This window comes from Azospirillum endophyticum (assembly GCF_016595245.1).
Taxonomy (GTDB): domain Bacteria; phylum Pseudomonadota; class Alphaproteobacteria; order Azospirillales; family Azospirillaceae; genus Azospirillum; species Azospirillum endophyticum.
Map to the genome: position 1 here is coordinate 847,820 of NZ_JAENHM010000073.1, position 19,778 is coordinate 867,597.

At 68.2% G+C, this 19,778-nt stretch carries 17 protein-coding genes and 1 tRNA gene; 9 read left to right on the plus strand and 9 right to left on the minus strand.

Translation table 11 applies throughout. The features are described from left to right. The first annotated feature begins 83 nt into the window (after window positions 1–83). A complete protein-coding gene (locus JHL17_RS30790; RefSeq protein WP_200198403.1) occupies window positions 84–1,295 on the plus strand; it encodes a DUF2252 family protein in 1,212 nt (403 codons plus the stop codon). On the opposite strand, the gene JHL17_RS30795 is transcribed toward JHL17_RS30790, so the two are convergent. Genes JHL17_RS30795 through JHL17_RS30805 form a run of 3 tightly spaced genes read right to left on the minus strand, consistent with a single transcriptional unit; the run spans window position 1,271 to window position 3,859 of the window. Beyond that, the gene (locus JHL17_RS30795) at window positions 1,271–2,548 is read right to left on the minus strand and encodes a CCA tRNA nucleotidyltransferase (RefSeq protein WP_200198404.1); all 1,278 of its coding nucleotides are present in this window, start codon (window positions 2,546–2,548) and stop codon (window positions 1,271–1,273) included. The genes JHL17_RS30790 and JHL17_RS30795 overlap by 25 nt on opposite strands. Window positions 2,549–2,591: 43 nt before the next feature. Continuing rightward, a complete protein-coding gene (locus JHL17_RS30800) occupies window positions 2,592–3,230 on the minus strand; it encodes a CoA pyrophosphatase (protein WP_200198405.1) in 639 nt (212 codons plus the stop codon). A gap of 32 nt (window positions 3,231–3,262) precedes the next feature. After that, on the minus strand, window positions 3,263–3,859 hold the full coding sequence (locus tag JHL17_RS30805) for a DUF1285 domain-containing protein (protein ID WP_247893898.1): 597 nt from the start codon (window positions 3,857–3,859) through the stop codon (window positions 3,263–3,265). Between the two features lie 294 nt (window positions 3,860–4,153). Here JHL17_RS30805 and JHL17_RS30810 point away from each other — a divergent pair, with 294 nt between their 5' ends. The 6 genes from JHL17_RS30810 to JHL17_RS30835 all read left to right on the plus strand — a co-directional run bounded on the left by JHL17_RS30810 (window position 4,154) and on the right by JHL17_RS30835 (window position 11,661). Then, window positions 4,154–5,119, plus strand: a complete 966-nt coding sequence (locus JHL17_RS30810) for an AAA family ATPase (RefSeq protein WP_200198533.1) — start codon at window positions 4,154–4,156, stop codon at window positions 5,117–5,119. Window positions 5,120–5,138: 19 nt separating this feature from the next. Further along, window positions 5,139–6,056: a DUF58 domain-containing protein gene (locus JHL17_RS30815; RefSeq protein ID WP_200198406.1), complete on the plus strand. Its 918-nt coding sequence runs from the start codon at window positions 5,139–5,141 to the stop codon at window positions 6,054–6,056. A 48-nt stretch (window positions 6,057–6,104) separates the two neighbouring features. After that, complete coding sequence (locus JHL17_RS30820) at window positions 6,105–8,840, plus strand: DUF4159 domain-containing protein (RefSeq protein WP_200198407.1); 2,736 nt, start codon at window positions 6,105–6,107, stop codon at window positions 8,838–8,840. Beyond that, entirely contained in the window at window positions 8,841–10,946 is a 2,106-nt protein-coding gene (locus JHL17_RS30825) for a glutamine amidotransferase (RefSeq protein WP_200198408.1), read from the plus strand. A gap of 120 nt (window positions 10,947–11,066) precedes the next feature. Continuing rightward, window positions 11,067–11,141 (plus strand) — tRNA-Gln (locus JHL17_RS30830). Between the two features lie 133 nt (window positions 11,142–11,274). Further along, window positions 11,275–11,661, plus strand: coding sequence for a hypothetical protein (locus JHL17_RS30835; RefSeq protein WP_200198539.1), 387 nt, complete (start codon window positions 11,275–11,277; stop codon window positions 11,659–11,661). A gap of 96 nt (window positions 11,662–11,757) precedes the next feature. Here the strand turns inward: JHL17_RS30835 and JHL17_RS30840 are convergent, their stop codons facing one another. Both JHL17_RS30840 and JHL17_RS30845 read right to left on the minus strand, forming a co-directional pair. Beyond that, the gene (locus tag JHL17_RS30840; protein WP_200198409.1) at window positions 11,758–12,942 is read right to left on the minus strand and encodes a hypothetical protein; all 1,185 of its coding nucleotides are present in this window, start codon (window positions 12,940–12,942) and stop codon (window positions 11,758–11,760) included. Between the two features lie 298 nt (window positions 12,943–13,240). After that, the gene (locus JHL17_RS30845; RefSeq protein WP_200198410.1) at window positions 13,241–14,122 is read right to left on the minus strand and encodes a helix-turn-helix transcriptional regulator; all 882 of its coding nucleotides are present in this window, start codon (window positions 14,120–14,122) and stop codon (window positions 13,241–13,243) included. 114 nt (window positions 14,123–14,236) lie between these two features. Here JHL17_RS30845 and JHL17_RS30850 point away from each other — a divergent pair, with 114 nt between their 5' ends. Then, complete coding sequence (locus JHL17_RS30850; protein WP_200198411.1) at window positions 14,237–15,001, plus strand: class I SAM-dependent methyltransferase; 765 nt, start codon at window positions 14,237–14,239, stop codon at window positions 14,999–15,001. Window positions 15,002–15,112: 111 nt separating this feature from the next. Here JHL17_RS30850 and JHL17_RS30855 read toward each other — a convergent pair whose 3' ends face one another. After that, on the minus strand, window positions 15,113–16,294 hold the full coding sequence (locus JHL17_RS30855) for an MFS transporter (RefSeq protein ID WP_200198412.1): 1,182 nt from the start codon (window positions 16,292–16,294) through the stop codon (window positions 15,113–15,115). 130 nt (window positions 16,295–16,424) lie between these two features. On the opposite strand from JHL17_RS30855, the gene JHL17_RS30860 reads away from it, so the two are divergent. Next, window positions 16,425–17,327 (plus strand): LysR substrate-binding domain-containing protein, encoded by a 903-nt coding sequence (locus tag JHL17_RS30860; protein WP_200198413.1) that lies wholly within the window; start codon window positions 16,425–16,427, stop codon window positions 17,325–17,327. 73 nt (window positions 17,328–17,400) lie between these two features. Here JHL17_RS30860 and JHL17_RS30865 read toward each other — a convergent pair whose 3' ends face one another. The 3 genes from JHL17_RS30865 to JHL17_RS30875 all read right to left on the minus strand — a co-directional run bounded on the left by JHL17_RS30865 (window position 17,401) and on the right by JHL17_RS30875 (window position 19,681). Next, window positions 17,401–17,901 carry a single-stranded DNA-binding protein gene (locus JHL17_RS30865; RefSeq protein ID WP_200198414.1) on the minus strand — a complete coding sequence of 167 codons (501 nt, stop codon included), beginning with the start codon at window positions 17,899–17,901 and terminating at the stop codon, window positions 17,401–17,403. 335 nt (window positions 17,902–18,236) lie between these two features. Further along, window positions 18,237–18,665, minus strand: coding sequence for a response regulator (locus JHL17_RS30870; RefSeq protein ID WP_200198415.1), 429 nt, complete (start codon window positions 18,663–18,665; stop codon window positions 18,237–18,239). 266 nt (window positions 18,666–18,931) lie between these two features. Beyond that, complete coding sequence (locus JHL17_RS30875) at window positions 18,932–19,681, minus strand: hypothetical protein (RefSeq protein WP_200198416.1); 750 nt, start codon at window positions 19,679–19,681, stop codon at window positions 18,932–18,934. Window positions 19,682–19,778: the final 97 nt, after the last annotated feature.

Below are 19,778 nucleotides of genomic sequence, written 5' to 3' on the forward strand. Positions count from 1 at the left end.
GTTGTGGGCTGACCGATTGCGGCATGGCGGTCCGCGACAGCATTGCCCATGTCCGGCGTCGCAACTTCGGACCCGGATGGAAGATGTCGTCGAAGAACCAGCCCACCTCGCCCGATCAGCGCCAAGCGGTCCTGTCCCAGCGTCGAAACCTCAAGATGGCCGAATCCGCCCATGCCTATGTGCGCGGCAGCACGGTGAAATTCTACGAGTGGCTGGAGCAGTCCGGCGGCAAGGTGCCGGATGGTCCACCTGTCTGGATCTGCGGCGACTGCCATGTCGGCAATCTCGGGCCGGTCGCCAACGCCAAGGGCCGGATCGGCATCCAGATCCGCGACGTCGACCAGACCGTGATCGGCAACCCGGCCCATGACCTGATCCGGCTCGGCCTGTCCCTCGCCACGGCGGCACGCGGATCGGATCTGCCCGGCGTCACCACGGCGCGGATGCTGGAGCAGATGATCGAGGGCTACATGGTGACCCTCGACGGCGAGCTTGGCGGCGCGACCCTGCGGAAGAAGCCGTCGGTCGTCCGTGTCGGCATGCGCCAAGCCATCGGGCGCACCTGGAAGCATCTGGCCAAGGATCGCATCAAGGACATCCGCCCGACGATTCCGCTCGGCAAGCGCTTCTGGCCGCTGACGGACGAGGAGCGTGCGGCGGTCGAGGAGCTGTTCGCCAAGGATCAGGTGCGCCGTCTGGTGACCTCCCTGCACTCCCGCGACGACAACGACCGGATCGAACTTCTCGACGCCGCCTATTGGGTGAAGGGGTGCAGTTCGCTCGGCCGGCTGCGGATCGCGGTGCTGCTCGGCGTCGGCGAGGGCCATTACGACGAAGGCGGTCTCAGCCTGATCGACATCAAGGAGGCGGTGCAGGCCGCCGCTCCTCGTAACGCCAAGGTCGGAATGCCGCGCGACAACGCCGAGCGCGTGGCGACCGGCGCGCAGAATCTCTCTCCCTATCTCGGCGACCGCATGCGCCCTGCCCGCCTGCTCGACCGCGCCGTCTTCCTTCGCGAATTGCTGCCGCAGGACATCAAGCTCGACTTCGACCATCTGACGCGGGAAGAAGCGACCCGCGCCGCCTTCTTCCTCGCCGCCGTGGTGGGCAAGGCGCATGCCCGCCAGATGGACGAGGCGACGCGCAAGTCGTGGCGCAACGAACTGGCGCGCAACCGCACCAAGAGCCTCGATGCGCCATCCTGGCTGTGGTCCAGCATCGTCGATCTGATCGTCGGCCACGAGGCGGCCTATCTGGAGCACTGCCGGCGTTACGCCGAGCGTTCGGACGCCTGATTCCCGGCCGGCCGATCGTCCAGCAGGCCGCGCGCCTTTTCCAGGCAGGCGTCGCGGCCCGGCTGGAAATCTTCGGCGACCCACCATGCCTCGACCCGCTTCAGGGTTTCGCCGACCGCCGGCCCGCGAGGAAGGCCAAGGTCCAGCAGGTCGCGGCCGGCGATCGGCAGGCGAAGGCACGGCAGGTCCTCGGCAACCGCCAGCGCCTTGCGCAGCCCCGTCAGGTCGAGCGGCCCGTCATGGACGGCCGCGGCGATCAACAGCAGGTCGCCGAACAGTTCGGCATCGCCAAGGCGGTAGACCGCCCGCCGAAGGGCCTTGCGGTCGTCGGCCGGCACCAGCGAGACCGGCGGTTCGACCAGGGCCAACAGACGGTCGCGCTCGCGATTGGACAGGCGCAACGCGTCGGCGGCCCGCAACGCGCCCGGCCGGTCGCTGTCCAGCACCGCAGCCAGTCTGCGGGTCGGGTCGGGCGTGATCCCAAGATCGCGCTCCACGGCGATCAGCCGTTCAAGCCGGTCGGTGTCCATCGCTTCCGGCAGAAGATGGACCATGATCCCCTGCCCCATCATCAGCCGCCAGACCGCCGCGGCACAAGGCGCCGTCAACAGGCGGAACAGCTCCCCGCGCACCCGCTCACCCGACAAGGTCGGCAACTGCGGCGCCAGGTCGCGGCAGGCGGCCAGGGCCTCGGCATCCGGCTCGCCCCGGCCGTAATGGGCATGGAAGCGGAAGAAGCGCAGCAGGCGCAGCACATCCTCCTCGATCCGCCGTCGGGCGTCGCCGACGAAACGGACGCGGCCGGCGGCGAGGTCTGCCAGACCGCCGAACGGGTCGAACATCGTGCCGTCGGGCGTGCAACTCAGTGCATTCATGGTCAGATCGCGGCGGGCGGCATCCTCGATCCAGTCGTCGGTGAACTCGACGCGGGCATGGCGGCCGAAGGTCTCGACGTCTCGCCGCAGGGTGGTGATCTCATAAGGTTTGCCGCCGCACAGCGCGGTGACGGTGCCATGGGCAATTCCGGTCGGGATGACGCGGATCCCGGCGTCCTGCAGCAGCTCCATCACCCGCTCGGGCGGCGCATGGGTGGCGATGTCGATGTCCTTGACCGGCCGGCCGAGCCACGCATCGCGCACGCAGCCGCCGACGAAGCGCGCGTCGGCGCCGCCCGATGCCAGGGCAGCGAACACCGCGCGGCTTTCGGGCGCGGTCATCCAGGGCTGGGGCGACAGGCGGGCGGCAACGGTCATGGCGCGCGACGCTATCCGATTCCCGATCGGCATGCCACAGCGGTCAGTCCGCGCCCTCCCCCACCTCGCCCGCGGCCGCACCCAGCACGTCGCGCAGGTTGACCAGCATGCCTGCCGTCGCTCCCCAGATGTAGCGCTGCGGATAGGGGAAGGCATAGAACCAGCGCGGCTTGCCCAGGAACTCGCGGCTGTGGCGCTGCGGGTTGGACGGGTCGAGGATGAAAGACAGCGGCACCTCGAACACCTCCGCCACCTCGACCGGGTCGGGTGTCAGGATGAAGGGCGGCGTCACCACCCCCACCACCGGCGTCACCCGGAAGCCGGTGCGCGTGACGTAGGTGTCCAGCCGGCCGACGATCTCGATCCGTCCGCGCTCCAGCCCGATCTCTTCCGCCGTCTCGCGCAGCGCCGTCTCCTCCGGACTGCCGTCCTCCGGCTCCCTGCCGCCGCCGGGGAAGCTGATCTGGCCGGCATGGGAACTCAGCGTCGCGGTGCGCTGGGTGAAGATGACGGTCAGTTCCTCCGGCCGGTCGACCAGCGGGACCAGAACCGCCGCCTCGCGCAGCGTCGTGGGCGGTCCCATCTCCGGATTCAGGTCATGGTCGCCGCGGATTTTGGCCGCGTGTTTCGGCGCCGTCCGGTTCGACCGGACGGCGTTTTCCACCGCGGTGTCGTCGCTCATCGCCGGAAAGCGCCGGCGGACTTCCTCCAGGCTCAATCGCCAGGCAGCCTGCCCAGCGCGAAGAAGACCTTGTTGCTCCATAGACCCACCTCGGACTCGCCGGTTTCGATGTGGCGCGTCTCGCTGCGCTCCACCATGTCGTAGAACACGGGACGCAGGATCAGCGCCTCAAGCCGGCTTCTGATTTCGATGTAGGGTGCCGGCTCCCCGGTTTCAGGGTTCACGGCCACGCGGATCGGGTGTTCCGGGCCGGCCTCCACCCGATGGTCCAGGTTGGTGCGGAAGGACAGGACCTGATCGGCCCCGCTGCCCGACACCGTCATCTCCACCGCGACGAAGGGGGCGTCTTCCACCACGATCCGGCCGCGCTCGACCGGCGTGACCAGCCAGTAGTCGCCGTCGTCGTCGCGCTTCAGGACGGTGGAGAACAGCTTCGCCAGTTCGATCCGGCGAATGGGATCGCCATTGTGGAACCAGGTGCCGTCGCGCGCAATGCGGATGTCGTACTGTTCCAGCGTCGGCGTCCGTCCCAGCGCCCCGGGGATGGAAGCCCCCATATCCGACGGCGTCGCCGAACCGGTTTGCCCATCTGAGCGCTTGTCATTCGCCATCGCGTTACCGACCTTCATGGAGTTGGGAACCATTTTGTCCCCGGACATGCGCATTTTCGCCACACTCGACCGCTAGGTCCACCCTGTTGGTCCTTCGGCATCATCCGTCCGGCGGCCCGTCCGGCGGCCGGATTGGAAAATGGGTGTCGACAAGGCGCAGGAACAGGGCCGAGGATGCGGATCCCGCGTTTCTCGCCGCGGTAACCCGCGACGACGAGCATCGACCGGCCCACCATCGGGGAGCAGCAGACCTTGAGCGCACAGGACATCCTGAGGGGGCAGCCTCCCGTGCCGGAGGACCCGAAACGGCTGATGGAGGAGATCGAGGCGCTGGGCGACCGCCTGGCCTCGGTCCGCGACCGGATCGGCCGGGTGATCTTCGGCCAGCAGGAGGTGATCGACCGCACGCTGGTCACGCTGCTGGCCGGCGGCCATGTCCTGTTGATCGGCGTTCCCGGCCTTGCCAAGACGCGCCTGGTGGAAACGCTGGGCACCGTGCTGGGCCTCGCCGAGAAGCGGATCCAGTGTACGCCCGACCTGATGCCCGCCGACATCCTGGGGTCCGAAGTTCTGGAGGAGGCCGACAATGGCCGCCGGTCCTTCCGCTTCCTGCCCGGTCCGGTGTTCAGCCAGCTGCTGATGGCGGACGAAATCAACCGCGCCAGCCCGCGCACCCAGTCGGCCCTGCTGCAGGCGATGCAGGAGCACCGGGTGTCGGTCGCCGGCCAGTACCATCCCCTGCCCCAGCCCTTCCATGTGCTGGCCACGCAGAACCCGCTGGAGCAGGAAGGCACCTATCCGCTGCCGGAAGCCCAGCTCGACCGCTTCCTGATGCAGATCGACGTCGATTATCCGGACCGCGAGGCCGAGCGGCGGATGATGATCGCCACCACCGGCTCCACCGACGAACGCGCGGTGACGGTGCTGTCCGCTGCCGACCTTCAGGTCGCCCAGCGCCTGGTCCGCCGCGTGCCGGTCGGCGAGGGGGTGGTGGACGGCATCCTCGACCTCGTCCGCCGCGGCCGGCCGGAGATGTCGGAATTGATGGAGGTGCGCCAGCATGTCGCCTGGGGCCCCGGCCCGCGCGCCAGCCAGGCGCTGATGCTGGCGGCCCGCGCCCGTGCGGTGCTGGATGGCCGCCTGTCGCCGTCGCTGGACGACGTGGTGGCGCTCGCCAAGCCGATCCTGAAGCACCGCATGGCGCTGAACTTCGCCGCGCGGGCCGACGGGGTGACGCTGGACGACGTCATCGACCGTCTCTGCGCCCCCCTCATGTGACCCCCGGAGCGGAGCCGCGATGCCGCGAAGCCCAGCCAGCCAGTCAACGAAGCCGCAGTCGAACACCCTGCTGGCGCGGCATCGCGCGGAGGAGCTGGCATCCGCCCTGCCGCCGCTTCTGGTCGCGGCGGAGCGGGTCGCCGCCACCGTCGCCCAGGGCGTTCACGGCCGCCGCCGCGTCGGGCTGGGCGAGACCTTCTGGCAGTTCCGCCGCTACCAGCCGGGTGACGCGCCGTCGATGATCGACTGGCGCCAGTCGGCCAAGACCCAGCCCGTCTATGTCCGCGAGAACGAATGGGAGGCGGCGCAGAGCGTCTGGCTGTGGCGCGACCGCTCGGCCTCGATGGATTTCCGCTCCGTCGCCGGGCTGCCGACCAAGAGGGAACGCGCGGATCTGCTGACGCTGGCCACCGCCGTGCTGCTGGCCCGCGGCGGCGAGCGGGTGGCGCTGCTGAACAGCGGCGTGCGCCCGGACCATGGCAAGACGGCCATCGATCGCCTCACCCGGCTGATGACCGACCCGCGGGCCGCTGCGGCACCGGATCCGCTGCCGCGGGTGGAGCCCTTGCCCCGCCATGCCCAGACCGTGCTGTTCGGCGACCTGCTGTCGCCATTGCCGGAGATCCACGCCACCGTCGCCGGCCTGACCGGCCGCGGCCTGCGCGGCCATCTGGTCCAGATCCTCGATCCGGCCGAAGAGACGCTGCCCTATGATGGCCGCGTCGACTTCCACGGCATGGAGGGTGAACAGGCCCTTCTGGTTCCCCGGGTGGAGGCCGTCCGCGACGCTTATCGCGAGCGGCTGAAGGCCCAGCAGGACGGGCTGGCCGCGCTGGCCCGCGCCGCCGGCTGGAGCTTCGCCGTCCACCGGACCGACCGTTCCCCGCAGTCAGCGCTGCTCACCCTGTGGGGTGCGATGGCGATGGAGGCGGTGTGACGCACCGACCAACTCCCTTCCGCCCCTCCTCCTCGTGAAGACGCGCCAATGCTGGGTCTAGGACCGATCGCCTTCGCCGCCCCCTGGGTCTTGACCGCTCTGGCAGCCCTGCCGGTCCTCTGGTGGCTGCTGCGCGTCACGCCGCCGGCGCCGCGCACCATCCAGTTCCCCGCCATCCGCCTGCTGCGCGACCTGATCGCGCGGGAGGAGACGCCGGCCCGCACGCCCTGGTGGCTGCTGCTTCTGCGGTTGATCGTGGCGGCGCTCATCATCCTGGCGCTGGCCGGGCCGCTGCTGAACCCACGCGCTGCCCTGCCCGGTGGCGGCCCCCTGCTGCTGGTGGTGGACAATGGCTGGGCCGCCGGACGCGACTGGCCGACCCGCAAGCGTACGATGGACGAGCTGATCGCCCAGGCCGACCGCCAGCAGCGCCCGGTGATCCTGCTTCCCACCGCTCCCGCTGCCGACGGCACGCCGATCCATGCCAGTGCCGTCCTGCCGGCGCCCGAGGCGCGCCGCTTGGCCCAGGCGATGGTCCCCCTGCCCTGGCCGACCGACCGTGCGGCGGCGCTCGATGCCCTGAAGGCGGTGGCGGAACTTGCCGGCGGCCGCGGTTCCATCCATGCGGTATGGCTCAGCGACGGGGTCGGTGACCGGCAGGCCGCGGCCTTGGCCGCCGGGCTGCAACGGCTGGGCTCCGCCGATGTCCTCGACGATTCGGCCGAGCGCCCGCCCCACCTTCTGCTGCCGCCGTCCAGCGAAGGGACCGCGCTGACCGCCCGAATCGTCCGTGCCGACCCGTCGAGGCCGGAACCGGTGACCGTCCGCCTCACCGCCGCGGACGGTCGTCTGCTGACCCGTCAGACGGTCGGATTCGAGCCTGGACAGAAGCTGCGCGAGGTGCATCTGGACGTGCCGACCGAACTGCGCAATGACGCCGCCAGCCTGCGGGTCGAGGGCGATACCACGGCAGGCGCCACCGTCCTGCTCGACGAGCGCTGGCGCCGCCGCCCCGTCGGCCTGGTTTCCGGCCGGTCCGAAGGGGAAAGCCAGCCGCTGCTGTCCGATCTCTATTATCTCGAACGCGCGCTGTCGCCCTACAACGAGGTGCGGCGCGGCGAGACCCTGGATCTGCTGAAACGCGATCTGGCGGTGCTGATCCTCTCCGACATCGGCGCCCTGACCGGTACCGAGGTCCAGGACATCGAGGATTGGGTGAAGAAGGGCGGCGTCCTGGTCCGCTTCGCCGGCCCGCGGCTGGCCCAGCACGCCGACACGCTGGTGCCGGAACGGCTGCGCATCGGCGACCGCGCGCTGGGCGGCGCCCTGTCCTGGTCGGAGCCGGCAAAGCTTCAGCCCTTCCCGCCGAAATCGCCCTTCGAGGGGTTGACAATACCGCCCGATGTTCAGGTGAACCGGCAGGTGCTCGCCGAACCCGCCCTGGATCTGGCCGACCGCACCTGGGCGAGGCTCGCCGACGGCACGCCGCTCGTCACGTCGCAGAAGCGCGGCGACGGCTGGGTCGTGCTGGTCCACACCACCGCCAGCCCGGACTGGTCGAACCTGCCGCTGTCCGGCCTGTTCGTCGACATGCTGCGCCGGCTGGTGGCGCTCAGCAGTGGCGTGACGGGAACGGCGGCGACCACTTCGCTCGATCCGGTGGAGGTTCTGGACGGGACCGGCCGGCTGGTTCCGCCGCCGCCGACCGCCTTTCCGATTCCCGGCAATGCCGGCGCCGACGTGATCGGGCCGCGCCACCCGCCGGGCTTCTACGGCACCGACGATGCGCGGCGCGCCCTGAACCTGTCGGCCGCCGTCACCACCATCGACCCGCTGCCGCCGTTGCCGGCCGGGGTGGGGCGCGACGGCTATGGCGGCCGGGGTGAGGTTCCGTTGAAGCCGTCGCTGCTGGCTGCGGCCTTGGCGCTGCTGTCGATCGACCTGCTGATCGCGCTGGCGCTGCGCGGCCTGCTGCGCCCGCCCAGCCTGCGGCGTGGCGCCGGAGGGGCCGCGGCCGGCCTGCTGCTTGCCCTGGCCCTGTCGTCGGCGCCTCGACCGGCTCATGCGCTCGATCCGAACCTCGACCAGGACAAGGCTGTCAAGGTGACGGCGGAAACCTACCTCGCCTATGTCCAGACCGGCGACAGCGGAGTCGACGACACCGCCCGCGCCGGGTTGGAGGGGCTGGTCAGCGTTCTCGGCCTGCGCACCGCGGTGGAGGCGGCGGGAGCGGTCGGCGTCGATCCGGAACGCGACGAGCTGGCCTTCTATCCCCTGCTCTACTGGCCGGTGTCCGACCGGCAGAAAGCGTTGTCCGATCAGGCGCGCCAGCGGGTGAACGAATATATGCGAAGCGGCGGAACCATCCTGTTCGACACCCGCGACCAGGCGCCCGGCGGCGGCCCGGCCGTCCTGCAACGGCTGGTGCAGGGGTTGGACATTCCACCGCTGGCCCCGGTGTCGCAGGATCACGTGCTGCGCAAATCCTTCTACCTGCTGACGGATTTTCCCGGCCGCTATGCCGGCGGCCAGCTGTGGATCGAAGCCCGGGAGGGGGCGGCGAACGACGGCGTCTCGTCCGTCGTCATCGGCGGCAACGACTGGGCGTCGGCCTGGGCGGTCGGCCGCAACGGCCAGCCGATGTTCGCCGTCATCCCCGGCGGCGAGCGCCAGCGCGAGATGGCCTATCGCTTCGGCGTCAACCTCGTGATGTACGCGCTGACCGGCAACTACAAGGCCGATCAGGTCCATGTGCCCGCGATCCTGGAAAGGCTCGGCCAGTAAATGCCCGTCGATCTGCTCTCCGGACTTTCCGTCGCGCTGGCGCCGCTGCTGCCCTGGCCGGTGCTGGGCGTCCTGATCGGCTTCGCCCTGCTGGTGGTGCTGATCGCGGCGCTGCGCCGGGCGCGGGGCACGGTGCTGCGCCTGCTGGCGGTGCTCGTTCTGGCGCTGGCGCTGATCAATCCTTCGCTGGTCCAGGAAAAGCGCGACCCGATCAAGGACGTGGCGGTCGTGGTGATCGACGATTCGCCGAGCCAGGCGATCGGCGACCGCCGGGCCCGCACCGAACGGGCGGCGGAACAGCTGACCGAGCGGCTGAAGCGGTTCGACGACCTGGAGGTTCGCGTCGTCCGCAGCGCCGAGGGCGGCGAGGCCGGCGGCACCATCAACGAGACCCATCTGTTCGATGCGCTGAACCGCGCGATGGCCGATGTGCCGCGCCGCCGCATGGCCGGCGCCGTCTTCATCACCGACGGTCAGGTTCATGACGTCCCCCAGGTTCCCGGCAAGCTGGCCGACATCGGCCCGATCCACACGCTGCTGACCGGCGACCGCGACGAAGGCGACCGCCGCATCGCCATCGTGCAGGCGCCGAATTACGGCCTCGTCGGCAAACCTGTGGAGCTGACCATCCGGGTCGACGACATGCCCGGCCGCCAATCCGTCGACGCCGCGGTGACCCTGCGCCAGGACGGCGGCGCGCCCGGAACCATCCGCGTGCCGGTCGGCCGCGACGTCCGCGTCGACCTGCCGATCACCCATGGCGGCCAGAATGTCCTGGAGCTGGAGGTGGAGCCGGCGAAGCAGGAGCTGACGCTCGCCAACAACCGGGCGGCGGTGGTGGTGAACGGCGTGCGCGACCGCCTGCGCGTTCTGCTGGTGTCCGGCGAGCCCCATGCCGGCGAGCGGACCTGGCGCAACCTGCTGAAGGCGGATCCGGCCGTCGACCTGGTCCATTTCACCATCCTGCGCCCGCCGGAGAAGCAGGACGGCACGCCGATCCGCGAGTTGTCGCTGATCGCCTTCCCGATCCGCGAGCTGTTCGAGGTGAAGCTGGACGAGTTCGACCTGATCATCTTCGACCGGTACCGCCGCCGGGGCGTACTGCCGCAGATGTACCTGGAGAACATCGCGGACTATGTCCGCAAGGGCGGCGCCCTGCTGGAGACCTCCGGCCAGGGCTATGCCGGCCCGCTGTCGCTCTACCGCACGCCGCTGGGCTCCATCCTGCCGGCGGCCCCCAACGGCCAGACGGTGGATCGTCCGTTCCTGCCGACCGTCACCGATGTCGGCCGCCGCCATCCGGTGACGGCCGGGCTGCCCGGCGACCGGCTGGATGCCCCGCCGACCTGGGGCCGCTGGTTCCATCAGGTGGACGTGGCGCCGAACAGCGGCACCGTGGTGATGCAGGGCGCCGACAACCGGCCGCTTCTGGTGCTCGACCGCGTCGGCAAGGGCCGGGTGGCACAGCTCGCCTCCGACCAGATCTGGCTGTGGAGCCGCGGGTTCGAGGGTGGCGGTCCGCAGGCGGAGCTTCTTCGCCGCCTTGCCCATTGGCTGATGAAGGAACCGGAACTGGAGGAGAACGACCTGCGCGCCCATGTGGACGGCAACCGCATCACGGTCGAGCGCCGTTCCCTCGCCCCCGACCCCCGTGCGGTCACCATCACCGATCCGTCCGACCAGACCAGCACGCTGCAGCTCACCGACGACCGTACCGGCCGTGCCGTCGCCACCGTGACCGCCGCGGCCCCCGGCATCTACCGCATCTCCGACGGGGAGCGGACGACGCTGGCGGTGGTCGGCGCGGTGAACACGCCGGAGTTGGCCGACGTCCGCTCCACCGGCGATCGCATGCAGCCGGTGGCCGAGGCGACGGGCGGCGGCATCCATTGGGTGACCGACACCGACAGCGGCCCCAACCCCGGGATCGATGTGCGGCGGACCCAGCCCGACCGCAGCCAGACCGGCTCCGGCTGGATCGGCCTGCGCGCCAACGGCGATTATACGGTGACGGGCGTGACCGACGTGCCGCTGCTGCCGGTGGGCGCCGTGCTGGCCCTGGTGCTGGGCGGGCTGCTGATGGCGTGGCGCCGGGAGGGCCGTTGAGCGGCGGCGCCGAAGTCCGATTCAGCAGTGGAATTTTTCTGAAAACAGCCTGTTGCGTTCGGCCGGGCTTCCGATTATGGTGCCGCTCCTTCCGGCGATACGAGTTGTCGCCGCGCCGGTTGGGGCGTCGCCAAGTGGTAAGGCAGCGGTTTTTGGTACCGCCATCCGCAGGTTCGAATCCTGCCGCCCCAGCCAACTTCTCCTCAGGTCCAAACCGGCAATTCGCCCCGCCCGTCGGCGGGGTTTTGCGTTTTCGGCCGGCGAAGCCGCATCGATGGCGCCACCCTGTGGGAGTGGCTATCCTGCGTTCTCGTCCGGGAGAACCCATATGAACCAGCCGCATCTGAAGCTTGCCGTCGATAACGCACGACGGGAAACGGCCCGGCCCGTCCCGGAGGATTACGGCCTGACGGCTGACGATCTCCGCATCTGGTACGCCCCCGGACGAGTCGGCGTTGCGTTGGCGCTGCTCGTCGCGACCGGAACCACGGTCATGCAGGCGATCGAGGGAGCGCGTTATGCGGAACCGTGGGTGCTCGGCGCACTGTCGGGAGGAATTTACGGTGCCTTCATCGGCAGCTTCGCCGGCTTGGGCGCGATGGTGGCAGTGATCTGGGCCGATCCGCTGGTGGCTCGTGCTTGGCCGACCTACGGGCGCCTGCGCCGCTATCGGGATGCGCTGGCGACGGCGACCGGCGGCGGCTTGGCGGATTGACCTTTCTCTGGAGAACGCGGGTCCGCCCGCCCGGTCCGGGGCCTGTGCGGCAGGCGGGTAGAAGAAGCCCGTCTGCCGGGGCTTCCCTCTCCCTTTTTACAGAGCCGCAGCCAGCGCTGGCGAGGGCTCGTCGGTCATGAACGCCGCCGCGATGCGCGTGGTCGTGGAAGTCAGCGGAGCCGCCGATCGTCCCTCGCGGAAGCCCGAAAGGATATAGTGGGTGGTCGCCGCGGCTTCGTTCCTGCTGCCGAACGCGAAGCGCAGATCGGAATAGCGTGCCAGATACGCCGTTGCGTTGAAGCTGGTCGGCCGGTTCTCGAGACGCCCAAAGGTTGCGTAGTGGAGCGCCGCAGCGGTGGTGTTGGTCCCGAAGGCCTGGATGAGATCAGGATTTGCGGCGATATAGCTCATGGCATTGAAGGTCGTGTTGCGATTCTCCAGCCTGCCGCTGGTGATGTAATGCCGGGTCGCCGCCTCCGTGTTCGCGCCGAAAGCTGCGGCCAGATCCTGGTTGGCAGCGAGGTAACCGGCAGCATCGAAGCTCATCGGGCGGTTCTCGTACATGCCCTTCTGCACATAATGATTGAAGGCGGCATCGCCGTTCATGCCGAATGCCGCAGCCAGATCGCGGTTGGCCGCAAGATAGCCCATGGCATCGAAACCGGTGGCGGCGGAGATGCCAACGGTCTTGTCGTTGAAGGTGATGTATTCGATATTGGTAATGAAGTCCGAGCCGTTCGAACGGTCAAGGATAGCAGTGCGACCGTTGTATTGAATGATTTGTCCCGGAGCATAATACTGCCGCGTAATGACGGCATCATTGCCATCACCCCCATCGATCGTATCGAATCCCTCTCCGCCATAGAGAACATCATCCCCGGCTCCGCCGTTGATATAATCGTCTCCCCAGTATCCATAAAGAACATCTCTGGAAGAAGAACCATTGATTCTGTCATCGCTACGAAGCAGAGATTGCATATTGAGCGAGGCGGAAAGACCGTAAAGACTTGTAAAAACAATATCCCCACCATCATACGCGACGAGAGGCGTACCGTTTGGTGCAGTGGCGGTAAACGACGTAATGCGCCCGGATGCGTTGTTCGAGCTGACGTTGATGGCACCCCTGACCGTAACGTCCATTACGTGGGCATTGTTGAGCGTAAATCTTGCAGATATCTGTGAGGGACTTTGAGATATGAGTGAGAAATTATCGTAATCCAACCCCGCTATATCGGAGTTTCCCGACAAATCTATCGGCAGGCTTGCAGTCAAGGTAGCCATTTTATTTTCCCCGATCAAATCGATTATTGATTGATGCCTGTTCTCGACGGCCCTCCCATCCGATGATGGGCGGGTGAACTGCAGGCTTTCAACGCAACCTTGAGCATGACAGACAACCTAGGAAGAGTCGATGCGGGACTTTCGTTCCGGTTGTCCTGCCGGAGTGCGATATGTCCCATATCATGTCTGAGCTGAAGAATGCGCCGCGATGCGCCGATCCACCCTTTGAGCTCATGGAGCACGCTGGGGGAGCAATTTGGGAAAGTTCCCATCACCCCAGGAGACGCAACCGCATCATTCAGCCCGGGTGACAGTGAAGAACGCCCGATCGAGCCGGTAGCTCGCCGGCTATCGCCGACCCGATATCAGTCATCCCCAGCAGCATGACCAGCGTGTGGCCGGACCGTCCACCGGGGCGTAGGGTCAGCTGCTCCAAAGTCAGCGCACCATCGAGCGGATGGCTGAAACGGCGGAGGCCCCCTTCCCGCTCCAGCACGCCATGGTCATCCCACAGCCGGGCGAAATCGGGGCTCTCCCGCCTCAGCCCCGCCACCAGGGACTGAACCGTCGGATCGTCCGGGTGGCGGGCGGTGTCGGCGCGGAACTCCGCCAACAGGCGGCGTGCGCGATTCTCCCAGTCCAGGATGAAGCCCCGGGCCGCCGGGGCGAGGAAGACGTAGCGCAGCAGGTTGCGCTCCGGGCCGCCCTGCCCCAGCCAGTCGCCAAACAGCCTTTCCGCCGCAGGATTCCAGCCGACGGCGGTCCACAGCCGATCGAGCAGATAAGCCGGTGCCGTCATCGCTGCCAACGCCGCCAGCAGCGACGGCGGCGGCCGGTCCATCGAACCGGCGGCCTGCGCGTCCGGATCGCGCTTGCGCGTCATTTCGAACAGATAGGCGCGCTCGGCCGCCGTCAGGTGCAGCGCATCGGCCAGCCGGGACAGAGCGGCTGGGGAGACTGAGACGTCGCGCCCCTGTTCGAGCCAGCTGTACCAGGTCGGGCTGATCCTGCAGAGCTGCGCCAGTTCCTCGCGCCGCAGCCCGGGAGTGCGGCGGCGCGAGGAACCGCCCTGCAATCCGGCTTCCGCCGGTGTCAGGCGTTCGCGGTGCCGACGCAGGAAGACGCCGAGCAGGCGGCGCCGTTCGGCGGAGGGATCGGCTTCGGTGGCGGTGGCAGTCATGGTAGCAGTGCTTATACCAGGATAACTACCCGTCTTGTACCCGGTTATCAAAGGCGCGACGCTCGGTCCGTCAGCCACACGGCAGCAGCCGTCCAGTCACAGGAGAGTCCGTCCATGACCCAAAGCCATCACCGAGTCGTCGCCGAGAATTACGGTCCGCGCGCCGACGCCTATGTCTCCAGCGCCGTCCATGCCGGTGGTGCCGACCTGGACCAGATCGAACAGGCTCTGCGCGGCCGCTCCGATGCCCGCGTGCTGGACCTGGGCTGCGGCGGCGGCCATGTCAGCTACCGCGCCGCACCCCATGTGGCGGAGGTGGTGGCGGTCGACCTGACGCCGGAGATGCTGGAGGTGGTCGCCCGCACAGCGGCCGAGCGCGGCCTGGCCAACATCGCCACCCGGCAGGCTCCGGCAGAACGCCTGCCCTTCGAGGATGGCCGGTTCGACGTGGTGCTCTGCCGCTTCACCGCTCACCACTGGCGGGATTTCGAAGCCGGGCTGCGCGAGGCGCGGCGGGTGCTGGCGCCGGGTGGCTCGGCGATCTTCATCGATTGCGTCGCTCCCGCACCGGCGGTGCTCGACACCCATCTGCAGGTGGTGGAGGTGCTGCGCGATCCGTCGCATGTCCGCAACTACACCGCGGCGGAGTGGATGGCGGCCCTGGCACGGGCGGGCTTCGCCGTCCGGTCCCTGACTGCGCGGCGCCTGCGCATGGAATTTCCGGTCTGGACCGCCCGCACCCGCACGCCGGACCTCCACGCCCAGGCCATCCGCTCGCTCCAGCTCAGTGCCGCGGCGGAAGTCCGCACCCATTTCGACATCACCGACGACGGCAGCTTCCTGCTCGACACGCTGACGCTGGAGGCTGACCCGGTCTAAGCAGGTTTTCCGAACGCCGCCGACGGATGGGCGGGCTCGGAAAACCTGCAAAACCCTAGAGTCCGCAGATTTCTCCAGGCCGGGCCCGTGGCCCGATCTGGAGAAACCCGCTTAGTCGGCCGCAGGAACGGCGCTCTCCCGACGGTCGAGCGCGCCGCTCGCCAGCGTCAGGGCGAGGCCGCCCAGCACGAACATCCCGCCGACCCAGGGCGTGGCGCCGAGGCCGAGCGGAGAGGACACCACCTGCCCACCGAAGAAGGCGCCCGCCGCGATGCCGAGATTGAAGGCCGCGATGTTCAGCGCCGACGCCACGTCGACCGCTTCCGGCGTATGGCGCTGCGCCAGCTGGACGACGTAAAGCTGGAGGCCGGGGACGTTGGCGAAGGCCAGCGCCCCCATGCCGGCCAGCGTGACCAGGGCCGGAATCTTGGCGTCGGCGGTGAAGGTGAAGACGATCAGCACCAGCGCCTGCAGGGCGAACAGCCAAGCCAGCGCTCTCACCGGCCGCCGGTTCGCCAGCCGGCCGCCGACGACGTTGCCGACCGCGATGGCGGCACCGTACAGCACCAGCACGAGGCTGACGGTGGAATTGGAAAAGCCGGTGATCGTCTCCAGGATCGGCGCCAGGAACGTGAAGGCGACGAAGGTGCCGCCATATCCCAGCGCCGTGATCGCGAAGGCGAGCAGAAGCCGCGGCTGGGCCAGCACGCCGATCTGCGCGCCCAGGCCGGCGGCGGGCGGCTGGCTGAGCCGTGCCGGCACCAGGGCAGCGACGCCCAGCCCGCCGACGACGCCCAGCGCCGACACCGCCAGGAAAGTGGCGCGCCAGCCGAAGGTCTGGCCGATCCAGGTGCCCAGCGGCACGCCGGTGACGATGGCGATGGTCAGGCCGGAGAACATCATGGCGATGGCGGAGGCGCGCCTGTCCTCCGGCACCAGATCGGCGGCGATGGTCGAGCCGACGGAGAAGAAGACCCCGTGGGCAAAGGCGCTCAGCACCCGCGCCACCAGCAGGGTTTCGTAATTGGGGCTGACGCCGGCCAGCAGGTTGCCGGCGACGAACACGCCCATCAGACCCAACAGCAGCGGCTTACGCGGGATCCGGCCGGTCAACGCGGTCAGGACCGGCGCGCCGAAGGTGACGCCCAACGCATAGACGCTGACCACCATGCCGGCCAGCGGCAGGCTGACGTCCAGATCGCTCGCCACGGTTGGAAGCAGACCGACGACGACGAACTCCGTCGTCCCGATCGCATAGGCGCTGATCGCCAGCGCCAGCAATGCGAGAGGCATATCGAAAGTCTCCAATTCCCAAAGGACTGTGCATGGGAAACCATGTGCGCCATAAGGTCGGAGACGGGAATGCCTGCCGTATTCCCATGATTTTGTCATTGAAGGACAAGATGGAGAAGGAGATGCCGGCATGAGCGATCCACGCGCCTGGGAAATGCGGGTTTTCCTTCGGGTCGCCACCCATGGCAGCTTCAGTGCCGCCGGCCGTGATGTCGGCATGACGCCATCCGCCACCGCGAAACTGATCGGCCGGCTGGAAGAGCGGCTGGGGGTAAGACTGGTCGAACGGTCCACCCGCAAGCTGCGCCTGACCGTCGAAGGCGACCTGTATCGCGAGCGGGCCGAGACCTTGCTGGGAGAATTGGATGCGCTGGATGCGGAAATCGCCGGCGGAGCCCGGGCACCGACCGGCCTGATCCGTGCCAATGCCTCGGTCCCTTTCGGCCAGCATTGCCTGCTGCCCCTGCTGCCGGATTTCCTGCGCGATCATCCGGGCATCACGCTGGACGTGACGATGACCGACGAGGTGGTGGATCTGTATGCCGCCCGTGTCGACGTCGCCTTCCGTGCCGGCCCGATGAGCGATTCAGGGCTGTTGGCCCAGAGGTTGGGGGTGGTGCGGCGGCGCATCGTCGCCTCCCCGGCCTATCTGGAGCGAAAGGGGGTGCCGCTGACTGCCGCCGACTTGGAGGCGCATGACTGCCTGGGCTTCAACTTCCGCCGGGCCGCGGCGGTCTGGCCATTGAAATCGGGCGGCCGTCTGGTCGATCGCGAGGTGCCGACCCGGATTCTTGCGAACAATGGCGAGACGGTTCGCCACATGGCGCTGCTGGGACTGGGGCTGGCACGGCTTGCCGATTATCATGTCCGCGACGACCTGCAGGGCGGGCGGCTGGTGGCGGTTCTCGATGACGCACTGGTCGACACCGAGGAAATCCATGCCGTCTATACCGGCCGCGACCGCGCCCCGCGCCGCGTCCGCGCTTTCCTCGACCACACGGCACCGCGTCTGCGCGCAATGTTGGCCAGCTGACGGCTTTCGAAAAAAGAAATCGGCCGGATGACGGGCATCCGGCCGATGGACCTTACCGCTGTGGCAACTCGCCTCAGAACGGGATTTCGTCGTCGAGATCCTCGTGACGGGGCGGGGCGCCGCCGCCGCCGCGATTGCCGCCCGACGAACCGCCACCATAGTTGCCGCCGCCACTGCCACCGCCATAGCCGCCGCCGCCGCTTGCGCCGCCGCGCGATTCGTAACCGCCGCCGCCGCCACCGAAGCTGCCGCCGCCGCCTTCTTCACGGGCGCCACCGGTGAAGTCGATCTCCGCCACGCGGACGGACAGGCCGGCTCCGCGGGTGCCGTCGCGCTTCTCATACTCGCGCAAGGTCACCTCGCCCGACACGACGACGCTCTTGCCCTTGGTCAGGTGCGGAGCCAGGGACTCGGCGCGTCGGCCCCAGATCGAGCAATCGACCCATTGGGTCGTCTTGCGATCGCCGAAGCCGACGTCGTTGGCGACGCGGAAACCAAGAACCTTCTCGCCGCTCTGGGTCGTGCGCAATTCGCCGTCCGCGCCCAGGCGTCCCGTAAACGTCCAAACATTCATCGCTCGTTGCTCCTAAGCGCGAGTGTCCCAGCATCCATGCCGACCCGTCAGGATGCCCGGCGGAGGCATCCAGATGCCGAGGGTTCCCATTCGCAGGGCCGGCCGTTCAATGGCGACCATCCCGCCGGTCCCGCGCAACGAAGCACGACGAACCGACGCCGGTCAACCGCCGTCGGAAATGCCCTGGCGATAGCCGGACCGGCACACTCGCCCTGCCGCTCCGTACCAGAACACTCCATGAACAAATATAGCAGAGCCGGGGGTGATGGAAAACCGATTCCTTCGAAGTAGCGCTGGAATCCGGGCAACTCGAAAGACGATGGACGCAACGCCACTCAACGCAGACGTCGCGCCGCCAGATCCAGGGCGACCTTCAGTTGGGCATGGGAGAACGGCCTGTGCACCACACCGAGCGGATAGGTCTCGGTGATGCGTGCCATGGTGCCGTGATCGCTGTTTCCGGACAGGAAGATGGACCGCAGGCCATGGTCCAGATTTAGCCGGCGCGCTGCGGCGATACCGTCGCCTCCGTCCAACCGCACGTCGGTCAGCGCCAGATCCGGACGCTCCCGCAATGCCAGTTCCGCCGCTTCGGCCTCGGTCCGGGCAATGCCGCAGACCGTATGGCCGAGATCTGCCACGAGGACCGAGAGCGCATCGGCAACGTCATGGTCATGCTCGACCACGACGACACGCAGTGGCTGGCCGGGCAACCGGGAGCGCTGGAGCGACTGAGGTCTGATGATGGAGTCGATCTTCAGCATACGACCGACCTCGGGAGTTCCGGTGTTGAGCGGAAGGCAACGAATATTGGTAAAAATCCATTTACCAATAGTCCGTTTGTACTAGGAGGTACCCAAATTTGCAAGCGCAATCGTTCGGTTTCCAACCTTTTGCGCGTCGTGCGGCAGAAATACACCGCCCCAGTCGCATCGCGCCCGGCATCTGATCACTGGATCCGGGGAGCATCGGAGCGCAATCGATTCAAGCGACAAGGCTTGAACCGTGAAGCACATTGAAAATCAGATATTTAGCGTCCGGCAGGGCCGAGCCAGTCGACCCCGCCGGGACGCCGCTGCCCACTGCCGTTGGCCCTCGCCGTCGCGGCGCGCGATGGCGGCGGTGCCGGTGCCGGCTCGCTGGCGAGCCAGGAGGCCTGCCCCTCGGAGACGTGGGCACGCGCCGCATTTCCTGGAGAGTGGGAAGCGGGATGCAACGGCTCGGAACCCGATGCGGTCGATGGGGGAGCAGGCGGAACCGGTGCGGCCAGAGCCTGCTGCCGCTGATGGGGGAGCGGTTCGACCGGACGGATCGGGACAGCGTCAAGCACCGTGGCCCCAGCCGAACCGATCCCGTCGCTCTCCGCTTGGACGTCCGGATACTCGTTCCAAGCTGGTGCGGCAGGCTGCCGCAGGCGCGGTGCATCGGCTGCCCCCAGCCAGGAAGGGCGGTCGTCGTCCGACACTGGGCCGGTCCGCGTGTTGAGTTGCTGGGCCTGCTCGCGGATCTCCAGCAAGGTGGTCACTGCCAGTTGCAGCAGTGGGGCCAGAACCATGGGATCCGCCATTTCCTCGGCACTCAGCGCGGCGAAGCGGTCGCGAACGGTCTCGACCGCCTGCTCCACGCCGTCGCGCAGGGTGCCGGCCTCATGCGACAGCCGTTCCAGATCCTCGCGCAACGCGGATATTTCGCACGCCTGTCGCAACTCGTGGAAGCCGATGCCCGCCCCCAGCGGAGGTGCGGACCGCCTGTCCCGTGACGAACCAAAATCGTGAGGCATCCTGCCTTCCCGGTTCCAAGCCCAGCCAGATGAAGACGCCCGACCGGCCGGAACGGCGGTGCCCCCACATAGCAAACCGCATGACCGACAAGCGGTT

Bases quoted from the DNA above. Each gene is read 5' to 3' on its own strand.
- JHL17_RS30790 (WP_200198403.1), top strand. From the start codon at position 84: ATGTCGTCGAAGAACCAGCCCACCTCGCCCGATCAGCGCCAAGCGGTC.
- JHL17_RS30795 (WP_200198404.1), bottom strand. From the start codon at position 2,548: ATGACCGTTGCCGCCCGCCTGTCGCCCCAGCCCTGGATGACCGCGCCC.
- JHL17_RS30800 (WP_200198405.1), bottom strand. From the start codon at position 3,230: ATGAGCGACGACACCGCGGTGGAAAACGCCGTCCGGTCGAACCGGACG.
- JHL17_RS30805 (WP_247893898.1), bottom strand. From the start codon at position 3,859: ATGAAGGTCGGTAACGCGATGGCGAATGACAAGCGCTCAGATGGGCAA.
- JHL17_RS30810 (WP_200198533.1), top strand. From the start codon at position 4,154: ATGGAGGAGATCGAGGCGCTGGGCGACCGCCTGGCCTCGGTCCGCGAC.
- JHL17_RS30815 (WP_200198406.1), top strand. From the start codon at position 5,139: ATGCCGCGAAGCCCAGCCAGCCAGTCAACGAAGCCGCAGTCGAACACC.
- JHL17_RS30820 (WP_200198407.1), top strand. From the start codon at position 6,105: ATGCTGGGTCTAGGACCGATCGCCTTCGCCGCCCCCTGGGTCTTGACC.
- JHL17_RS30825 (WP_200198408.1), top strand. From the start codon at position 8,841: ATGCCCGTCGATCTGCTCTCCGGACTTTCCGTCGCGCTGGCGCCGCTG.
- JHL17_RS30835 (WP_200198539.1), top strand. From the start codon at position 11,275: ATGAACCAGCCGCATCTGAAGCTTGCCGTCGATAACGCACGACGGGAA.
- JHL17_RS30840 (WP_200198409.1), bottom strand. From the start codon at position 12,942: ATGGCTACCTTGACTGCAAGCCTGCCGATAGATTTGTCGGGAAACTCC.
- JHL17_RS30845 (WP_200198410.1), bottom strand. From the start codon at position 14,122: ATGACTGCCACCGCCACCGAAGCCGATCCCTCCGCCGAACGGCGCCGC.
- JHL17_RS30850 (WP_200198411.1), top strand. From the start codon at position 14,237: ATGACCCAAAGCCATCACCGAGTCGTCGCCGAGAATTACGGTCCGCGC.
- JHL17_RS30855 (WP_200198412.1), bottom strand. From the start codon at position 16,294: ATGCCTCTCGCATTGCTGGCGCTGGCGATCAGCGCCTATGCGATCGGG.
- JHL17_RS30860 (WP_200198413.1), top strand. From the start codon at position 16,425: ATGAGCGATCCACGCGCCTGGGAAATGCGGGTTTTCCTTCGGGTCGCC.
- JHL17_RS30865 (WP_200198414.1), bottom strand. From the start codon at position 17,901: ATGAATGTTTGGACGTTTACGGGACGCCTGGGCGCGGACGGCGAATTG.
- JHL17_RS30870 (WP_200198415.1), bottom strand. From the start codon at position 18,665: ATGCTGAAGATCGACTCCATCATCAGACCTCAGTCGCTCCAGCGCTCC.
- JHL17_RS30875 (WP_200198416.1), bottom strand. From the start codon at position 19,681: ATGCCTCACGATTTTGGTTCGTCACGGGACAGGCGGTCCGCACCTCCG.